We start from the raw sequence: 15,287 nt of genomic DNA on the forward strand, positions 1-15,287 counted from the left end.
GACGCGAGACGCCCGGCCCCCTTCGCGAGGAGCACGGCGGAGCCCCAACGAACGATGGGCCCGCGGCACGCGGACGCGGCCCGGAGCTCAGCCCCAGTGGGGCGGCATCTCGCCCCGCCAAAACCCCTCATCGAAATCCCGGACATCGTCCGGGGATTCCGGTGGGGGGTTTCCCCTTTCCAGCCGGGCGGTGGTCGCCGACTTCTTCGCGGCATTCTTCGCCGAATTCTTCACGGTGAACGCCGCCGGGGCCGCCCCCGCACGGCGACGGTGACGCCGACGACGGCGCCCCGAAGCACTCCCCCCTGCGTCGGTCACACCCGCCACCGGCCCAAATCCTCGATGACGTGCGAAACCAGCGGGCCCAACGTCGCCATGCCGTCACGGACGGCGGCGCGGCTGTCCGCAAGATTCACCACCACGGTCGACCCCGAAACGCCGGCCAGACCACGGGACAGGCCCGCCTCCGTCGAACCGGCCGCCAAACCCGACGCCCGCAGCGCCTGCTCGATGCCTCCGAGACGGCGGTCCAGGACCTTGCGGGTCGCCTCCGGCACCAGGTCACGCGGACCGACGCCCACGCCGCCGACCGTGACCACCAGATCGGCGCCGCCGACGACGGCGGTCTCCAGGGCCTTGCGCACCTGGCGCTTCTCCGACGGGGCCGTTACCACCGCATCGACGCGGTAGCCGTCCTCCTCCAGCAGCTCGACCATCAACTCGCCGGTGCGCTCATCATCCGCGGCACGGTCGCCCACCAACACCACCAACGCGCGGCGGGTCTGCGTCTCCGTGGCGATCTCCCGCTCGATGGCCGCGAGATTGCCCTCGTCCGGCTCCAAGTCGGCCTCCAGGGCCTCGCCGCCGTAACGCTCGGCGTCGTCCAATTCACCCATGTCGCATTCCTTGTCGCATATCAATCACGTCGCGTACCAGCCGCCGAACGGTTGCGGACCATCCGCCGTGACACCGTCTTTCCGCCGGCGTCACTCGCGGGCCGCCTCCAACGTGACATCGATGGTGCGCATTCCGCGCCCGTCTTCGTCCGTCACGGTCAGTGTGACAGTATCCCCGACCGCACGCGACCTGATCGCGGCAATCAGGGCGATGCCGGAGTCGACCCTGCGATCATCTACTTTCACCACCAAATCTCCGGGCCGCAAGCCCCCGCGCTCGGCCGCACCCCCGGGCGTGACGTCGCCGACGAGCGCTCCCGGCAACTGCGAACGGGTGTCGATGGCGGCGTTGATGGCCGGCATCTGCACCGATCCCTGGTCGATGAGCTCGTCGGCGATGCGGCGGGCCTGATTCACCGGGATGGCGAAGCCCAGGCCGATGCTGCCGGCCTCTTCGCCGGCGCCGTTGGATGCGATGACGCTGGGCACGCCGATGAGGTTGCCGGACAGATCCACCAACGCACCGCCCGAATTGCCCGGGTTGATGGCCGCGTCGGTCTGGATCGCGTCGATGACCGTCGACTCGCCGCCCTCGCCGCCGACCGCCACCGGCCGGTTGAGGGCGGAAACGATGCCCGACGTCACCGTCGACGTCAGTCCCAGCGGCGAACCGACGGCGACGACCTCCTGGCCGACCGACACCTTCGACGAATCGCCCAGCGAAATCGGGCGGAGGTCGTTGACGTCGCTGACCCGGATGACCGCGATGTCGCTGGGACCGTGGCCCGCGACGTATTCGGCCGGGTGGGTGGTGCCGTCGTTGAGCAGGACCGTCATGCGTGCGCCCGGTTGCTGGGCGTCGCCCACCACGTGCTGGTTCGTCAGCACCAGGCCGTCGGACGACAACACCGAACCCGATCCCGACGACGTCCCCCGGGGCGTGGACACCTGAATGGACACGACGCTGTCCAGCGCCGCCTGGGCGGCCGCCTCGATCGACCCCTCCGGCGCGGGTTCGGAGCGGGTGGCGCCTGGCTCTTCGAGAGCGTTGGTCACCTCCGAATCCCGAGCCGGCGACGAACCGGACTGGCCGGCGGTGACGATGGTCGCGGTGACGCCGCCGACGGCAGCGGAGGCCAGCATGAGCGCCGCGATGCCCAGGGCGCCGATGCCCTTCGCCTTCTTGGCGGTGCCGTTGCCGACACCGCCCTGTTCACCGAAACCGCCGGCCCCCATCGGTGCGCCGGATGCGCCCTGGCCGTGGTCGATGTGGCCGCCGTGGGAGGAAGGCGAACCGAATCCCCCCTGCCGCGAATTATTGGACCACGCCCCCCAGGACGAGCCGTCGCCCGCCCCCGCACCGACACCAGCACCGGCACCGGCACCGGCACCCGATCCCGGCCCCGGCGAGCCCGGAAATCCCGGTCTGCCCGACGTGGAGGAATGCGGTTCGATGCGCCCGGGGCCCGACGCGTCGCCGGTTCCCCCGTTCGGGCGAAAGTCTTCGTTTGCCATGCGGATAACCATGCCTTTTCGAACTGACAAGACGCTGAGAGCCCACTGCGTTGCGGCCATGAACTTGGCCCCTTCGGGGGGACTCTACGCTTCGATGACGGGCTCCCCGGTTCGGGTGGCGGAACCGGGAAGTCGAACCCGCATGAGCGTGCCGCCGTCGTCGGAATCCTCCACCGCGATGGTGCCGCCGTGGCGGACGATGACCTGCTTGACGATCGCCAGCCCGAGACCCGACCCCGGCATCGACCGGGACTGGATCGCACGGTAGAAGCGGTCGAAGATTTTGGCGCGCTCCTCCTCGGGAATGCCCGGGCCGGAGTCGGCGACGGTGAGTTCCACCAGGTTTTCGCTGACCGGCCGCAAACCGATGCGCACGGTGCCGCCTTCCGGCGACCACTTCGCGGCGTTGTCCATGAGGTTGAGCACCGCGCGCCCCAGGGCGGCGGGGTCGCCGAAGAGGAACCAGTCGTTGAGTTTGAGGATGAACGTCACGTCCGGACGGCGCCGCTCGACGCGTTCGAGGGACGTCTCGATGACGTCGACGACGTCGACCTCCTCGATCACCTGCTGCGGGCCGTCCTCGCGCGCCAGGTCGACGAGGTCGCCGACGAGCGTCGACAATTCCTCGATCTGGGCGATGACGTCGGCTTCGAGTTCCTCGCGGTCCTTCGCGGAAATGGTGGCGCCGGACCGCGACGCCATCATGAGCAGCTCGACGTTCGTGCGCAGCGACGTCAGCGGGGTCTTGAGCTCATGGCCGGCGTCGGCGACGAGCTCCGCCTGCTTGGTTCGCGACGCCTGCAGCGCCGCGAGCATTTCGTTGAACGATCGGGTGAATCGGGCGAGCTCATCCTGCCCGTGCACCGGGATGGGCCGCAGTTCGTCGGTCTCGGCGATGCGGTCGGCCGCCCGCCGCAGCCGCGCGATCTGCCGCAGGCCCGCCGTCGCCACCGTGATGCCGGCGGCCAGGGCGAAGAACACGCCGATCGCGGATATCACCACGAGGACGCCGCCGAGCGACCGCAGCACCGCATTCGTCGAATCGAGGCTGTACGCCAGCACCAGCGTCGCCCCCGACGGGTCGTGGATGGCGTAGATGCGCTTGTTGCTGAACTCGTCGGTGCGCAGCGACTCCATGCGGTTGCCGCTGATGACGGCCCACTCGGGCCCGCCGATGTTGATGGTGCCGCCGCGCCCGGTGACGCTGTCGCGGGCGAAGAAGATGGCGTCGAGGTCGGGGTTGAGGATCTTCAGCGAATCGGCCGTCACGATCGGTTCGATGGCGAATTCCGACGCGTAGGGCGAGTTGAGCAGCTGCGTCGCCTGCCTCTTGAGGTTCTCGTCGACCTCCCGGTACAGCGTCGCCTGCACCGTGACGAACGCGGCGAGCGTCATCAGGCCGACGGAGGCGGCGACGATGAGGGCGGTGAGCAGCGTCAGCCGCCACCGCAGCGACACCCGGTGACCGAATCCCGAGTTGAAGGCCCGGTCGAACGCTTCGTCGTCCACGCTTGACGACGATCTCCCCTTCTTGTCCTCCCGGCCGGCTTTCCCATTTTTGGCGGATTTCCCCGCCTTGTCGCCGTTGCCGTTGATTCCCGTCATTCCCTGCCACGACGGCTTCGACGCCGCCGGGCCGTCGGTCTCCGGCGCACTCGCCCCCGGGGCCGCTTCCGCCTCCGCGTCGGCGTCGTAAAGCGAATCGGCGGAGGACGAACGACGCCCGCCGCCGGAACGGCGCAGCATCACGGTGCGGTCTCCCGCAGGACGTAACCGACGCCGCGGACGGTGTGGATCAACCGCGGCTCGCCGTCGGCCTCGGTCTTGCGGCGCAGATACCCGATGTACACCTCCAACGCGTTTCCGGAGGTCGGGAAGTCATAGCCCCACACGTCCTCGAGGATCGACGTGCGCGACAGCACGCGACGCGGGTTGTTCATCAGCAACTCCAGCAACGCGAACTCCGTGCGGGTCAAACTGATGGCCCGCTCGCCGCGGAAGACCTCCCGCGTGTCCGGATCGAGGCTGAGGTCCTCGAACTTCAGGACCACCGGCTCCTGGCTCGTCGTGGGTTCCAACGCCGCGCGACGCAGCAGGGAACGCACCCGGGCCAGCAACTCCTCCAGCGCGAACGGCTTGGGCAGGTAATCGTCGGCGCCGGCATCGAGGCCCGAGACGCGCTCGGACACGGAATCGCGGGCGGTGAGCATGAGCACCGGCAGATCGTCGCCCTCGCTGCGCAGGCGGCGGCACACGTCGAGGCCGTCGAGCTTGGGCATCATCACATCCAGGATCGCCAGGTCGGGCCGGTCCGACGCGATCTTCGACAGCGCCTGCTCCCCGTCCTCCGCCAGGTCGACCGTGTACCCGTTGAACGTCAGCGACCTCCGCAACGACTCACGCACGGCCTGATCGTCGTCCACCACCAAAATCTTCATGGTCCCATTGTGCCGTGAACGGCTGAGTCGGCGCTGAGAGCAACGCCCGGGAAAGCCGAAGACCCGTCCCCCACGCGGGGAACGGGTCTTCGGGGCAAAGCCTGAAAAGCCTGCGGCCGACCGGGACCGCTCGAAGTCAGCTAGAACTGCTTGACGTCGACCAGGCCGAGCTGGGCGGCCTTGACCAGGCGGCGGGGCACCATGTGCACCTGACCGTCGATCTTGACCTCCTGGAGGGCGACGTTGTCAGCCTTCCACTGGGAACGGCGGGCGCGGGTATTGGCCCGCGACATGCGGCGCTTGGGGACTGCCATGTGGGTTTACCCTCCTTCTTAGTTCTTCTTGGACCGGCGCGGAACGCGGTTGCCGTAACGACGCTGGAACTTCTCGACGCGGCCGGCGGTGTCCATGACACGCTGGGCGCCGGTCCAGAACGGGTGCGACTCGGAAGTCACGTCGACGACGATGAGCGGGTACTCATTGCCGTCCTCCCACTGGACGGTGCGGCCGGAAGTGGCCGTGGAGCGGGTCAGGAACTGCGTTCCGGTACCCGCATCCTGGAAGACCACCGGGTGGTAGTCGGGGTGGATGTCCTTCTTCATGCTTCGATTCCCTCAGGATTGAACTTCGGGTCGCTTCCGGGCGGCGCGGGCGGACTTTTGCTTTGCGACGTATCATTCGCCGTGGAGCGTGAGTCACGCCGGGGCCCGGATCGTGCCCGAGTTGGGTTCGTATGCGTGCACCATCGCCGCTGCTGTCGGCGATGAACCCCTAGCACCCTACACGCAGGGGCGCCGATAAGGAAAAACGCCGGGGCGCCCCCATCCTCCCCGACGGCGACTCCCAGTCGACTGCCCCCATTCCTTAAGGGTTGCTTGCCGACGCGAACCGAGGCGCATGCACCCGCGCGGTTCCCGGCGCTCTTCCCCGCCCGCATCCCCGCCCGCTTCCAGGCGATTAGGAATCCGACGGGGGCCACCTGTAGGGTAAGTCCTCGCTGTTGTCTGTTCATTCGTTTTACGCCCAGTGCCCTGGCACGACGGCGCCCCGGATCAGAAGAGCACTCCCCCTCCGAGCACCTGAGCAGTGTTCACGCACGTACCGCCTCGCACCGCGACCGGCACCACGAGCAGGAGGGGAAGCCGCGATTCTGCCCCCGGCGTGGCGCGTTGGAGCCGGCTGATGGGCGGCTAGGAAGCAAAGGAAAGCCCATGTCGGCGATTTGCCAGGTCACGGGACGGAAGCCGAGCTTCGGCAAGACCGTCTCCCACTCGCACCGGCGCACGTCGCGCCGTTGGAACCCCAACGTGCAGCGCAAGAAGTTCTACCTCGCCTCCGAGGGGCGCACCATCACCCTGACGGTGTCCCCGAAGGGTCTGAAGACCATCGACAAGTACGGGATCGAGGCCGTCGTGGCCCAGATCCGCGCACGTGGGGAGAAGATCTAAATGGCCCGCAATGACATTCGTCCCATCATCAAGCTGAAGTCGACCGCGGGTACGGGTTACACGTACGTCACGCGGAAGAACAAGCGGAACAACCCGGATCGCATCACCCTGAAGAAGTACGATCCGATCGTCCGCAAGCACGTCGAATTCCGCGAGGAGCGCTAACTCATGGCCAAGAAGTCCAAGATCGCCAAGAACGAGCAGCGCAAGGAGATCGTCGCCCGCTACGCGGAGCGTCGCGCTGAGCTCAAGGCCATCATCAAGTCCCCGAACACCTCCGACGAGGATCGTGCCGAGGCGCAGTTCGAGCTGAACCGTCAGCCGCGCGACGCCTCCCCCGTCCGCGTCCGCAACCGTGACGCCGCCGACGGCCGCCCGCGGGGTTACCTGCGCAAGTTCGGCCTGTCCCGCGTCCGCGTCCGTGAGATGGCCCACCGTGGCGAGCTCCCGGGCGTCCGTAAGTCCAGCTGGTAAGAGGGAGACACTCACATGAAGCGCAACCACGGCAACAAGAAGGCGCGGATGGAGCAGTCCCGCCGCCCGAAGAAGAACCCGCTCAAGGCCGCCGGCGTTGAGAAGGTCGATTACAAGGACATCAACCTGCTGCGTCAGTTCATCTCCGACCGGGGCAAGATCCGCTCCCGTCGCGTGACCGGCCTGACCCCGCAGCAGCAGCGCCAGGTCGCCACCGCGGTCAAGAACGCCCGCGAGATGGCCCTCCTGCCGTTCACCAGCCGCTAAATCGGCTGGTCGGCGGGAGCCGATCGATCGACAACCGCCGCAAGGCCGATTCACGCGCTGGCCGCATGACGTTGAACATGCGATGACAGCGTAAACGGACCCGAGTCCGCCTCCCCGACGGGAGGTGGCCGGGTCCGTTTTCATATGCTCGCACTGGTTCCTCTCCCCTCCCTCCCCACCTTTCTTCTCACCCCTTCATCCCCCACTCCCTTCCTTTTCTTTCCCCGAAAGGCCCACCCCCATGCCCGACCTGATGCAGATCCTCACCGGCTTCGGTTCGGTGGCGGTGATCATCACCATCGGCTGGTTGGTCGGCCGGGCCGGGGTGCTGGGCAAGAGCGGCGGCTACGCGCTGAACATGGTCGTCTACTGGGTGGCCATGCCGTGCATGCTGCTGCACACGCTGGCGACGTCGGACACGGGCGCGGCCCTCGGGTCGGCGTTCGCGGTGGCCGCCGGGTCGGCGTTGACGGTGGCGGCCATCTACATGCTCATCGCCCGCCCGCTCGTGGGGCAACAGGAGCCGGAGCGGGTCGTGGGCGCGATGTCGTCGAGCTACAACAACGTCGCGAATCTGGGCATCCCCATCGCGACGGCGGTGTTGCACGATGCGACGGCGATCGTGCCGGCGCTGATCTTCCAGATCGCCTTCTATGCGCCGATCTGCCTGACGGTGTTGGACATTCTCACGTCGCGCCATGGCCGCCTGGACCTTCGCCGCACGCTGATGACGCCCCTGAAGAACCCGATCTTCGTCGGCGCGGCGCTCGGCCTGGCCGCCGGCACGTTGCCCGACGGCGTGCCGACGGTGCTGGCCTCCCCCATCGGCCTGCTCGGCCAGGCCGCCGTGCCGATGGCGCTGCTGGCGTTCGGCATCGGACTGCACGGGGCGGCGGTGCTGCGCAAGGGCACGTCGCCGCGGCGGGCGGTCGTCTTGTCGTCGGTGCTGAAGAACCTTGGCCAGCCGCTGATGGCATGGTTCATCGCGTCGGTGTTGCTGGGGATGGAGGGCCATGCGTTGCTGGCGGCGGTGGTCATCGCGGCGTTGCCGACGGCGCAGAACGTCTACACGTTCTCCTCCCGGTTCGGGCGCGGCACCGTCCAGGCCCGCGACTCGGCGGTGGTGACCACGCTCGCCTGCGTCCCGGTCGTGCTCGTCATCGCGTTGCTGCTGGGCTGACCGTCCGTCGACGCCCGCCGCCGGATTCGGTTTCGTCGCTACCCTTGGGGTCGTGGAACTGCTCAAGGAACTCCTGTCCGCCGACCCTTCCGTCCCGCGCATCACCTGCTACGACGAAACCACTGGTGGCCGCACCGATTTGAGTGCCATCACCCTGGACAATTGGGCGTCGAAGATCGCCAACATGCTTCACGACGAGTTCGACCTGGAGCCCGGAGACAGCGCCTGGGTGGATCTGCCGCCCATCTGGCAGGCCGCGTGCCTCGTCGTCGGGGCCGAGAGGGCGGGAGTGGAGCTCAACGACGAAGATCCCCTGGTGGTGTTCACCACCGTGGGCAAGTTGTCGGAGTGGGAGGAGAAGTTCCCCGACGCGTATCTGGCCGCCGTCACCGACGACGTCTTCGGCCGCGGCGTGGTAGAGACCGGCGGCGACATCCCGCCCGGCGTCGTCGACTTCGGGCCGGAGGTGCGGTTGCACCCGGACGCGTACATCGGCATGGGGCCCGATGAGGGACAGGTGCTCGTGGATGAATCGACGCCCGCCGAACTTGTGTCGCGGGCCCGCGACGTCGCGAAGAACGCCGGACTCGACGACGGCGCCCGCGTCATCTCCGCCGGTTGGTCCGGTGGCCCGACCGCCGACGACTGGATCCGCTGCGTGCTCGCCGCATGGTCCGTGGGCGGGGCGGCGGTCATCGTGCGCGGCGGCGACGACGAGCGAATCGCCCGCATCGCCGACATCGAGAAAGCCCGGCCGCTGGAGTAGCGGACGGGCCGTCGTCAAGCAATGCCGTGCAGCGGCTCGGGCGCATGGTGCCGTGAAGCGGTGCCGCCCGAGACGCCGTTTCTGCTTCTCCTACTTCACGTCGCGGCGGGCCGCCACGATGATGCCGCCGCCGATGACCGCGACCGACCAGGCCGCGAGCACGAGGCCGGCGTGGACGTTGGAGACGCCGATGTCCATCATGCCCAGGAGCTGACGCGACGCGGTCCACGGCAGGTACTCGGTCAGCTTGTTCAGGAACTCGATCGGCACCGTACCGAGCGCCACCTCGACGAGGAGAATCCACGCCACCGGCAGGCCCGTCGCCACCGCAGTGACCGGGACGAGCATGCCGACGGCCGAGCCGATCACCGTCCACAGCAGCAGAATGCCGATGTGCGCCGCCGCGCCGCCGAACCCCTCCGGCACGAGGGCCCCGACCGCGGCGAGGAACCCGGCCGCGATTGCGAACCCGGCGACGATGGCCACGCCCACGACGATGACCTGCGCCACCATCCGCGCGACATGCACGCCGGGGCGGCTGTTGGACGTCAGGTAACCGAAGGCGATGCGGCGTCCGGCGATCTCCGCCGCGGAGCCGCCGGCGGCGAAGATCATCGCCACGATCACCGCGAAGTCGGAGCCGAGCAGCACGTCGGGCAGCGTCGGTTCGAACCTGAACTCCGTCGCCGCCCCGCGCGTGCCCAGCCACATCAGCATCGGGATGCCCGCCATGATCGCCACGATGGCCAAGGCGTATCCCCACGTCGCCCGCAGATTGAGCAGGCGGCCGAGTTCCGAGCCGAGCAGGTTCAGCGGGCCGGGGACGGAGGCGGACGAGGCGCCGTTGGCCGAAGCGGTGTTGGCCGGGGCAGCCCCAGCCGAGGCGGTGTTGGTCGACGCAGTGCCACTCGGCGATGCCGCAGCAGTCGTGGAAGGGGCGGTCGTCGACGAAGGGGCGGTCGCGGATGAGGTGGTGGTCGAGGAAGTGGTGGTCATGATGGTTCTCCTGAAGTCGTGGCGTGGATTCCGTTGAGGCCGTGGATTCCGTTGAGGCCGTGGGTTCCGCCGGGGTTGTGCGACTGCGGCCGGGCCGCTCAGGCGACGGCCGCGCCCGGGCTGCTCAGGCGGCGGCCGTACCCGGGTAGTTGCCTGCGGTGGCGGAGTCGGCGGCGGTTCCGTATTCGGCGTGCTCGGAGGCGACGGACCAGTAAGCCTCTTCGAGGGAAGCGTGGCCTCGCAGCAGCTCGTCCTTGTCCCATTCACCGACGAGGCGGCCCTTGCCGATGATCACGAGTCGGTCGGCGGTGACCTCCATCTCGGACAGGAGGTGGGAGGACACCAGCACGGAGCGGCCTTCGTCGGCGAAGGCGCGGATGGACTTGCGGATCCAGCGGATGCCGTCGGGGTCGAGGCCGTTGACGGGTTCGTCGAGGACGAGGTGCGTCGGGTCGCCGAGCATCGCGGTGGCCAGGCCGAGGCGCTGCTTCATGCCGAGGGAGAATCCCCCGATCCGCTTGCCTGCGACGGATTCGAGGCCGACGAGGGCGAGGCAGTCGTCGACTCGGGTGTCGTCGAGGGCGGCGGCGCGGGCGACGGTCCGCAGGTGGCCGCGGGCGGTGAGCTTGGGGTTCATCCACCCGGCGTCGAGCATGGCGCCGACGACGCGCGCCGGCGCACGGTAGCCGGTCAGCGGTCGGCCATCGATGAGAGCTTCGCCGCGGTCGATGCGGTCGAGACCTAGCATGCAGCGCATGGTCGTGGATTTGCCGGAACCGTTGGGGCCGAGGAAACCGGTGACTGCCCCGTTGGGGACGGTGAAGCTGAGGTCGTCGATGATGCGGGTGCGGCCGTAGGACTTGGTGAGATTCCTGATTTCGAACATGACCCCATGCTCATCGAAATGCGGATGCGCCAAATCGCCCCACGGGATGGTTTCCGCAGGTCGATTTGGCGCTGCCGGGTCATACCGGGGTACTAGACGCATCATCCGGGTTATTTCGCCGGTCGTGCACGGGTTGCCGCCGCTGCTCCCGATCCGGTTCCCGATCACGCTCGCCGGTCCGTTCCCGTTCCCGTCTGCGGTTTTCCCTGCATTGTTCCCTGCGGTTTTCCCTGCATTGCTCCCTGCGGTTTTCCCTGCGGATCACCCGACCGGGGTTGCACCACCCCGCCGGATGCTCGTTTTCGGCCGGATTGCGCTCGGGATCCATCGATCTCGGGGGCTTCCACACCACGCGGGGCTCCCCGGGCCCGTTGCCCGGGCGGGACCACCACTTGTCGGGGTCGGTCCGCGAGTCGTCGGTGTTGGCGTGGGTAGCGGGGTCGACGAACGTGAAGTTCGGCAGGTCGGTCGTTCCGCCGAACTTCCATCCCCGGATGTGATGCATGTGGCACGAGGCGGCCGGCGCCGATGTCATGGGCGCCGAGCTCATCCCCTCCTCCCCGAAGAGAGCGAGGTACTGGTCCATCGACCCGAGCCTCCGCGACCGCCCGAAATACAGGGTCCGCCCCTGGAAATCGAGGACCTGCAGGAACAGGTTGCGGGCGTCGCAATGCTCGACGGCGTCCGCCACCGTCATCTGAACGTTCGTGTCGGTGGAGGCGGTTCCGTTGAGCGCCAGCAGCTCCGCCAACGTGGTCACCGCGACGATCGAGGTCGTCCCCCGGGCCGGCGCAAGGCGACCGCGTTTCCGCTTCCGCTTCTTTCCGTCTCCGTGGTCCGGGATGTCATAGAGGGTGTCGGCATCGGCGCCGAAGTTCGGGTCGACGACCTGGCCACAACCTCCCGACGGGGAATCATCCTCGGGCCCGCCGCCCTCCTCGGGCGCTCCGCCGTCCGGTTTCGAACCCCACCCTTCACCGCCGGTCGGATCGGCTCCGCGGCCGAACCCCGCGGCCAAAGCGGCTTCCACGGCGTCATGGAGTCGCTGGGACGGCGTGCGCGGGTCATCGGCGGCGTCGTCGAGCAAACCACCGGGCCGCCCGTGATCGGCCGCAAGCCTCTTGAACAGCGCGGCCAAATGCGGCGTGAGGTGGCCGTAGATCTTGCTCATCCCGTCGTAACCCTGCTTGCCCACGCGGATCGAACGGTTCCGCTTGCGGTCCTCGTCGGTGTACGGGTCATCGATCCCGAACAGCGCACGCAGCATCGTCCCGAGCTGATCGAGGTCATCGACGCGGACCTTCTCCACCAGCTCGGCGATGTGCGGATCCGCCTTTTCGGTGAGTTCCGCCTGAATCGCCGCCGGCATCGAACGAATCGCCCGGTCGATCTTCTCCACCGCGTCGGCGCCGATGACACCCTGTTCCACCTTCTCCCGCACCGCCGGCATGTACTCCGGATTGCCGGAGGAACCGGGCCAAGACTCCCACTGGTGCAGCCGATGGTGCGCCGCAGCCCGCCGACGCCCCTCGGCGCGCGACGTGTTCGCGCACTCCGCGAACGTGCGGCCCACTCCCCGATCCGTCACATGGTGGTGCGTCCGATGCGCCTTCATGAACTCCGCATCGATGATGGCCATCCGCTTGCGCGCCCGCTCCAGGGCCTCGTACGCATCGTCCACCTGCTGGCGGTCCAGCCGGTCCCAGCCGCCGGTCGCGACCTCCACCGCCTCGCCGATGGTGGCGATGGCGGCGAGGAGATCCGTGGCGCATTCCGCAGGTCCGGTCATGCCCCCATCATCAGGCAGCTTGACGACGACCACAACCCGAAAATCGCACTTTTTTTCGATTTTTTACGAGCCGCGAAAATCAATCCCCCAAATCGCGCCTCCCGCAAGAGTTTTATCATCGTCGCACGTCACGCGTGCGATTACCCCCGCCCACCACACCCGCTACTGCACTTTCAAAGAATCAGAGGCAGTTGTCACTCCCGTTCGAATACGAGTGCCGCGGCGGGCTCGATGTGGCTCCCGAAAACCCACCATCTGTTCGCCACACCCGGCCGGTTCCGGGCCCTTCCGATCCGGTTCCGGTCCCCTGCCAGCTCGAGGCCAGCCCCTCCGCCCCCTACTCCAGCTCGCCGACGCCGACGCGCCCGGTGCTCATCGCGAACAGCACGGCATGGACGCGGTCGCGGGCGCCGGTTTTCATCAGGATGCGCCCGACGTGCGTTTTCACGGTGGGCATCGCGATGTGCAGTTCCCCGGCGATTTCGGCGTTGGTGCGCCCGAGCGCGATGAGCCGCAGGATTTCCTCTTCACGCAGCGTCAGCGGGTCGGGCAGGTCGTCGCGGACGTGCACCTGTCCCGCCGTGTCGCTTGACGACGCCTCCGCCTCCCCGTCGTCCACCCCACCGGCGGCGGCGACCGGAGGCCCGTCCGCCACGGCACCGTCGGCACCGCCCAGCATCGGCCGGACCTGCGCGATCAGCCGCGCCGCCGACCGCGCCGACAGCGCAGAGTCTCCCGCCGCCACGTCCCGGATCGCGGCGAGCAGTTCCTCGGGGGCGGCGTCCTTGAGCAGGAACCCGGATGCGCCGGCGGCGATGGCGTCGGTGACGTACTCGTCGACGTCGAAAGTGGTCAGCACGAGAATCCTCGGCGTCGTGTCGTTGCCCGCCTCGCCGCCTTCAGCGAGGATTCGCCTCGTCGCCTCGATGCCGTCGAGGCCGGGCATGCGGATGTCCATGAGGATCACGTCCGGCGTCCGCTTCGCCGCCTGCGCCACCGCCGCGGCACCGTCGTCGGCCTGCCACACGACCTCCATGTCGTCCTGGGAATCGACGACCATCGCGAAACCGGCCCGCACCAGGGCCTGATCGTCGGCGAGCGCCACCCGGATCACGTCCACCGTCCCGTTCGCTCCGCTCATCCCGCTCACTCCACTCACCCCTTCGGCAACCGCGCGACGACGGTGAACTCGCCCGGCGCGTCATCGATCTCCAGAGTGCCGCCATGCAGCGCCACCCGCTCCCGCATGCCGGTGATCCCCCGGCCGATGCGTGGCTCGCCCCGGCTGCCCCGCGACGGCTCGACCTCCACGTTCCCGGTTCCCGCATCGTTGCGCACCGTGACGGTGCAGTCGCGTTTCCCCCACTCCAGTCGCACGTCGACGGCGACGTGGCCCGCGTGCTTGAGCGCATTGGTGAGGGACTCCTGCACGATCCGGTAGATGGTCAGCTGCATCGTCGCGCCGACCGCCGGCCTCGTCCCCTCCTCGGTGAACGTCACGCGCAGCCCCGCCCTCGTCGATTCGGCGACGAGCTGCGGCAACGCGTCCAGGCCGGGCATCGGGGCATACTCCGCAGCCGATGCCGCGACAGTCTTTCCCGCGCCGTCCGATGCGGCCCCCGCCTCCCCGGCCCCTGCCTGCGATGGGTCGCTCGAGGCCTGCGACGGGCCGTCGTCAAGCAAGGAACCGTCCCCGAAATCAGCCGGATCTCGCAACACCGACAGCAACTGCCGCATCTGCCCGAGGGAGTCGCGCGCCGTGGAGGCGATGTTCTCCAACGCCTCCACCGCCTTGTCCGGATTCTTCGCGGCGATGAAACGGCCGCCGTCGGCCTGCGCGATGACGGCGGTGAGCGAATGGGCGACGATGTCGTGCATCTCGCGGGCGATGCGGGTGCGTTCGGCGATGGCGGCGAGCTCCGCCCGATCGCGCAACGCCATCAACTCCCGGTCACGGCGGCGGCCGTTGAGGCCCAGCATCCAGAAAAAGCCCAGCACCGTCAGCGCAACCGGCGTCAACACCAGGCCGACCTCCGGGGCGATGACCAGGTACCCGCCCTTGACCACCAACGCCACCAGCACCCCGGCGGACACGGCGATCCACACCGGCACGGACCACCCGCGCGGCACGTGCCGGCCGAGGTGATGCATCGCGAAACAGGTGACGACGAACGACGTATACCCCGTCGGCAGCACCGCAAGGTGGAACGCGAGCAACGCCGGCAGCGCGATGTTCGCCACGTCCGGCCACACCCGCCGGACCGCGATGACGCCCCAGGCGACGATCACCCACGCCCAATGCACGCCGACCGCCCACTCCGGCACCGCGTCCTGCCCGGGCACGAACACCGGCGGGTCGTAGACGGAGGAATGGTCGAGGCCGACGCACAGGGCGAGCACCAAAGCGGCCAACACCGCATCGAACAGCACCCCGGACCAGGGGCGGCCGGGGCTCGCGGCGGCACCGGTGGCCGAGCGGACGGCCCGCACGGCGCGGGAGATGCGTGTGTCGCGGGCGGCACGGTCTGCACGGTCGGCGCGGTCGGATACGGACATGGCCCACACGCTAGCGCGGCGGCGCCGTCATGCCGTCGTCCCCGGGTATGAATTCCCGCTGATGCCGCCCCACCGG

17 protein-coding genes are annotated in these 15,287 nt (G+C 68.6%); 6 read left to right on the forward strand and 11 right to left on the reverse strand.

Translation table 11 applies throughout. The features are described 5' to 3' along the window. Positions 1-314 precede the first annotated feature (314 nt). The 6 genes from CFREN_RS10410 to CFREN_RS10435 form a co-directional block, all read right to left on the reverse strand. Positions 315-896: a MogA/MoaB family molybdenum cofactor biosynthesis protein gene (locus CFREN_RS10410; RefSeq protein WP_070521718.1), complete on the reverse strand. Its 582-nt coding sequence runs from the start codon at positions 894-896 to the stop codon at positions 315-317. A gap of 90 nt (positions 897-986) precedes the next feature. Continuing rightward, a complete protein-coding gene (locus tag CFREN_RS10415) occupies positions 987-2,411 on the reverse strand; it encodes a S1C family serine protease (RefSeq protein ID WP_244979485.1) in 1,425 nt (474 codons plus the stop codon). Between the two features lie 84 nt (positions 2,412-2,495). Next, on the reverse strand, positions 2,496-4,157 hold the full coding sequence (locus CFREN_RS10420; RefSeq protein ID WP_224370373.1) for a HAMP domain-containing sensor histidine kinase: 1,662 nt from the start codon (positions 4,155-4,157) through the stop codon (positions 2,496-2,498). Beyond that, entirely contained in the window at positions 4,157-4,849 is a 693-nt protein-coding gene (locus CFREN_RS10425; RefSeq protein ID WP_070521723.1) for a response regulator transcription factor, read from the reverse strand. Before CFREN_RS10425 ends, CFREN_RS10420 begins: the two co-directional genes overlap by 1 nt. A 140-nt stretch (positions 4,850-4,989) precedes the next feature. Continuing rightward, positions 4,990-5,163, reverse strand: coding sequence for a 50S ribosomal protein L32 (gene rpmF, locus CFREN_RS10430; protein ID WP_035119544.1), 174 nt, complete (start codon positions 5,161-5,163; stop codon positions 4,990-4,992). Positions 5,164-5,181: 18 nt separating this feature from the next. After that, complete coding sequence (locus tag CFREN_RS10435; RefSeq protein WP_035119546.1) at positions 5,182-5,451, reverse strand: type B 50S ribosomal protein L31; 270 nt, start codon at positions 5,449-5,451, stop codon at positions 5,182-5,184. A 609-nt stretch (positions 5,452-6,060) separates the two neighbouring features. Here CFREN_RS10435 and rpmB point away from each other — a divergent pair. From rpmB to CFREN_RS10465, 6 genes are all read left to right on the forward strand, one after another. Further along, complete coding sequence (gene rpmB / locus CFREN_RS10440) at positions 6,061-6,297, forward strand: 50S ribosomal protein L28 (RefSeq protein ID WP_035119548.1); 237 nt, start codon at positions 6,061-6,063, stop codon at positions 6,295-6,297. Beyond that, complete coding sequence (gene rpmG, locus CFREN_RS10445; RefSeq protein ID WP_209652081.1) at positions 6,298-6,462, forward strand: 50S ribosomal protein L33; 165 nt, start codon at positions 6,298-6,300, stop codon at positions 6,460-6,462. A gap of 3 nt (positions 6,463-6,465) precedes the next feature. Beyond that, the gene (gene rpsN, locus CFREN_RS10450) at positions 6,466-6,771 is read left to right on the forward strand and encodes a 30S ribosomal protein S14 (RefSeq protein WP_035119550.1); all 306 of its coding nucleotides are present in this window, start codon (positions 6,466-6,468) and stop codon (positions 6,769-6,771) included. Positions 6,772-6,786: 15 nt separating this feature from the next. Further along, positions 6,787-7,038 (forward strand): 30S ribosomal protein S18, encoded by a 252-nt coding sequence (gene rpsR / locus CFREN_RS10455; protein ID WP_035119551.1) that lies wholly within the window; start codon positions 6,787-6,789, stop codon positions 7,036-7,038. Between the two features lie 241 nt (positions 7,039-7,279). Beyond that, complete coding sequence (locus CFREN_RS10460) at positions 7,280-8,218, forward strand: AEC family transporter (protein ID WP_209652079.1); 939 nt, start codon at positions 7,280-7,282, stop codon at positions 8,216-8,218. A 52-nt stretch (positions 8,219-8,270) separates the two neighbouring features. Then, on the forward strand, positions 8,271-8,984 hold the full coding sequence (locus CFREN_RS10465) for a TIGR03089 family protein (RefSeq protein ID WP_209652077.1): 714 nt from the start codon (positions 8,271-8,273) through the stop codon (positions 8,982-8,984). A gap of 90 nt (positions 8,985-9,074) precedes the next feature. Here CFREN_RS10465 and CFREN_RS10470 read toward each other — a convergent pair whose 3' ends face one another. The 5 genes from CFREN_RS10470 to CFREN_RS10490 form a co-directional block, all read right to left on the reverse strand. Further along, positions 9,075-9,980, reverse strand: coding sequence for a hypothetical protein (locus tag CFREN_RS10470; RefSeq protein WP_209652075.1), 906 nt, complete (start codon positions 9,978-9,980; stop codon positions 9,075-9,077). A gap of 124 nt (positions 9,981-10,104) precedes the next feature. After that, entirely contained in the window at positions 10,105-10,866 is a 762-nt protein-coding gene (locus CFREN_RS10475; protein WP_209652073.1) for an ABC transporter ATP-binding protein, read from the reverse strand. A gap of 79 nt (positions 10,867-10,945) precedes the next feature. Then, positions 10,946-12,655: a DUF222 domain-containing protein gene (locus CFREN_RS10480; protein WP_209652071.1), complete on the reverse strand. Its 1,710-nt coding sequence runs from the start codon at positions 12,653-12,655 to the stop codon at positions 10,946-10,948. A gap of 337 nt (positions 12,656-12,992) precedes the next feature. Next, positions 12,993-13,769: a response regulator transcription factor gene (locus tag CFREN_RS10485; protein ID WP_209654538.1), complete on the reverse strand. Its 777-nt coding sequence runs from the start codon at positions 13,767-13,769 to the stop codon at positions 12,993-12,995. A gap of 41 nt (positions 13,770-13,810) precedes the next feature. Continuing rightward, positions 13,811-15,211, reverse strand: coding sequence for a sensor histidine kinase (locus CFREN_RS10490; protein ID WP_244979483.1), 1,401 nt, complete (start codon positions 15,209-15,211; stop codon positions 13,811-13,813). Between the last annotated feature and the right edge of the window lie 76 nt (positions 15,212-15,287).

The organism is Corynebacterium freneyi, assembly GCF_030408835.1.
Lineage (GTDB): Bacteria > Actinomycetota > Actinomycetes > Mycobacteriales > Mycobacteriaceae > Corynebacterium > Corynebacterium freneyi.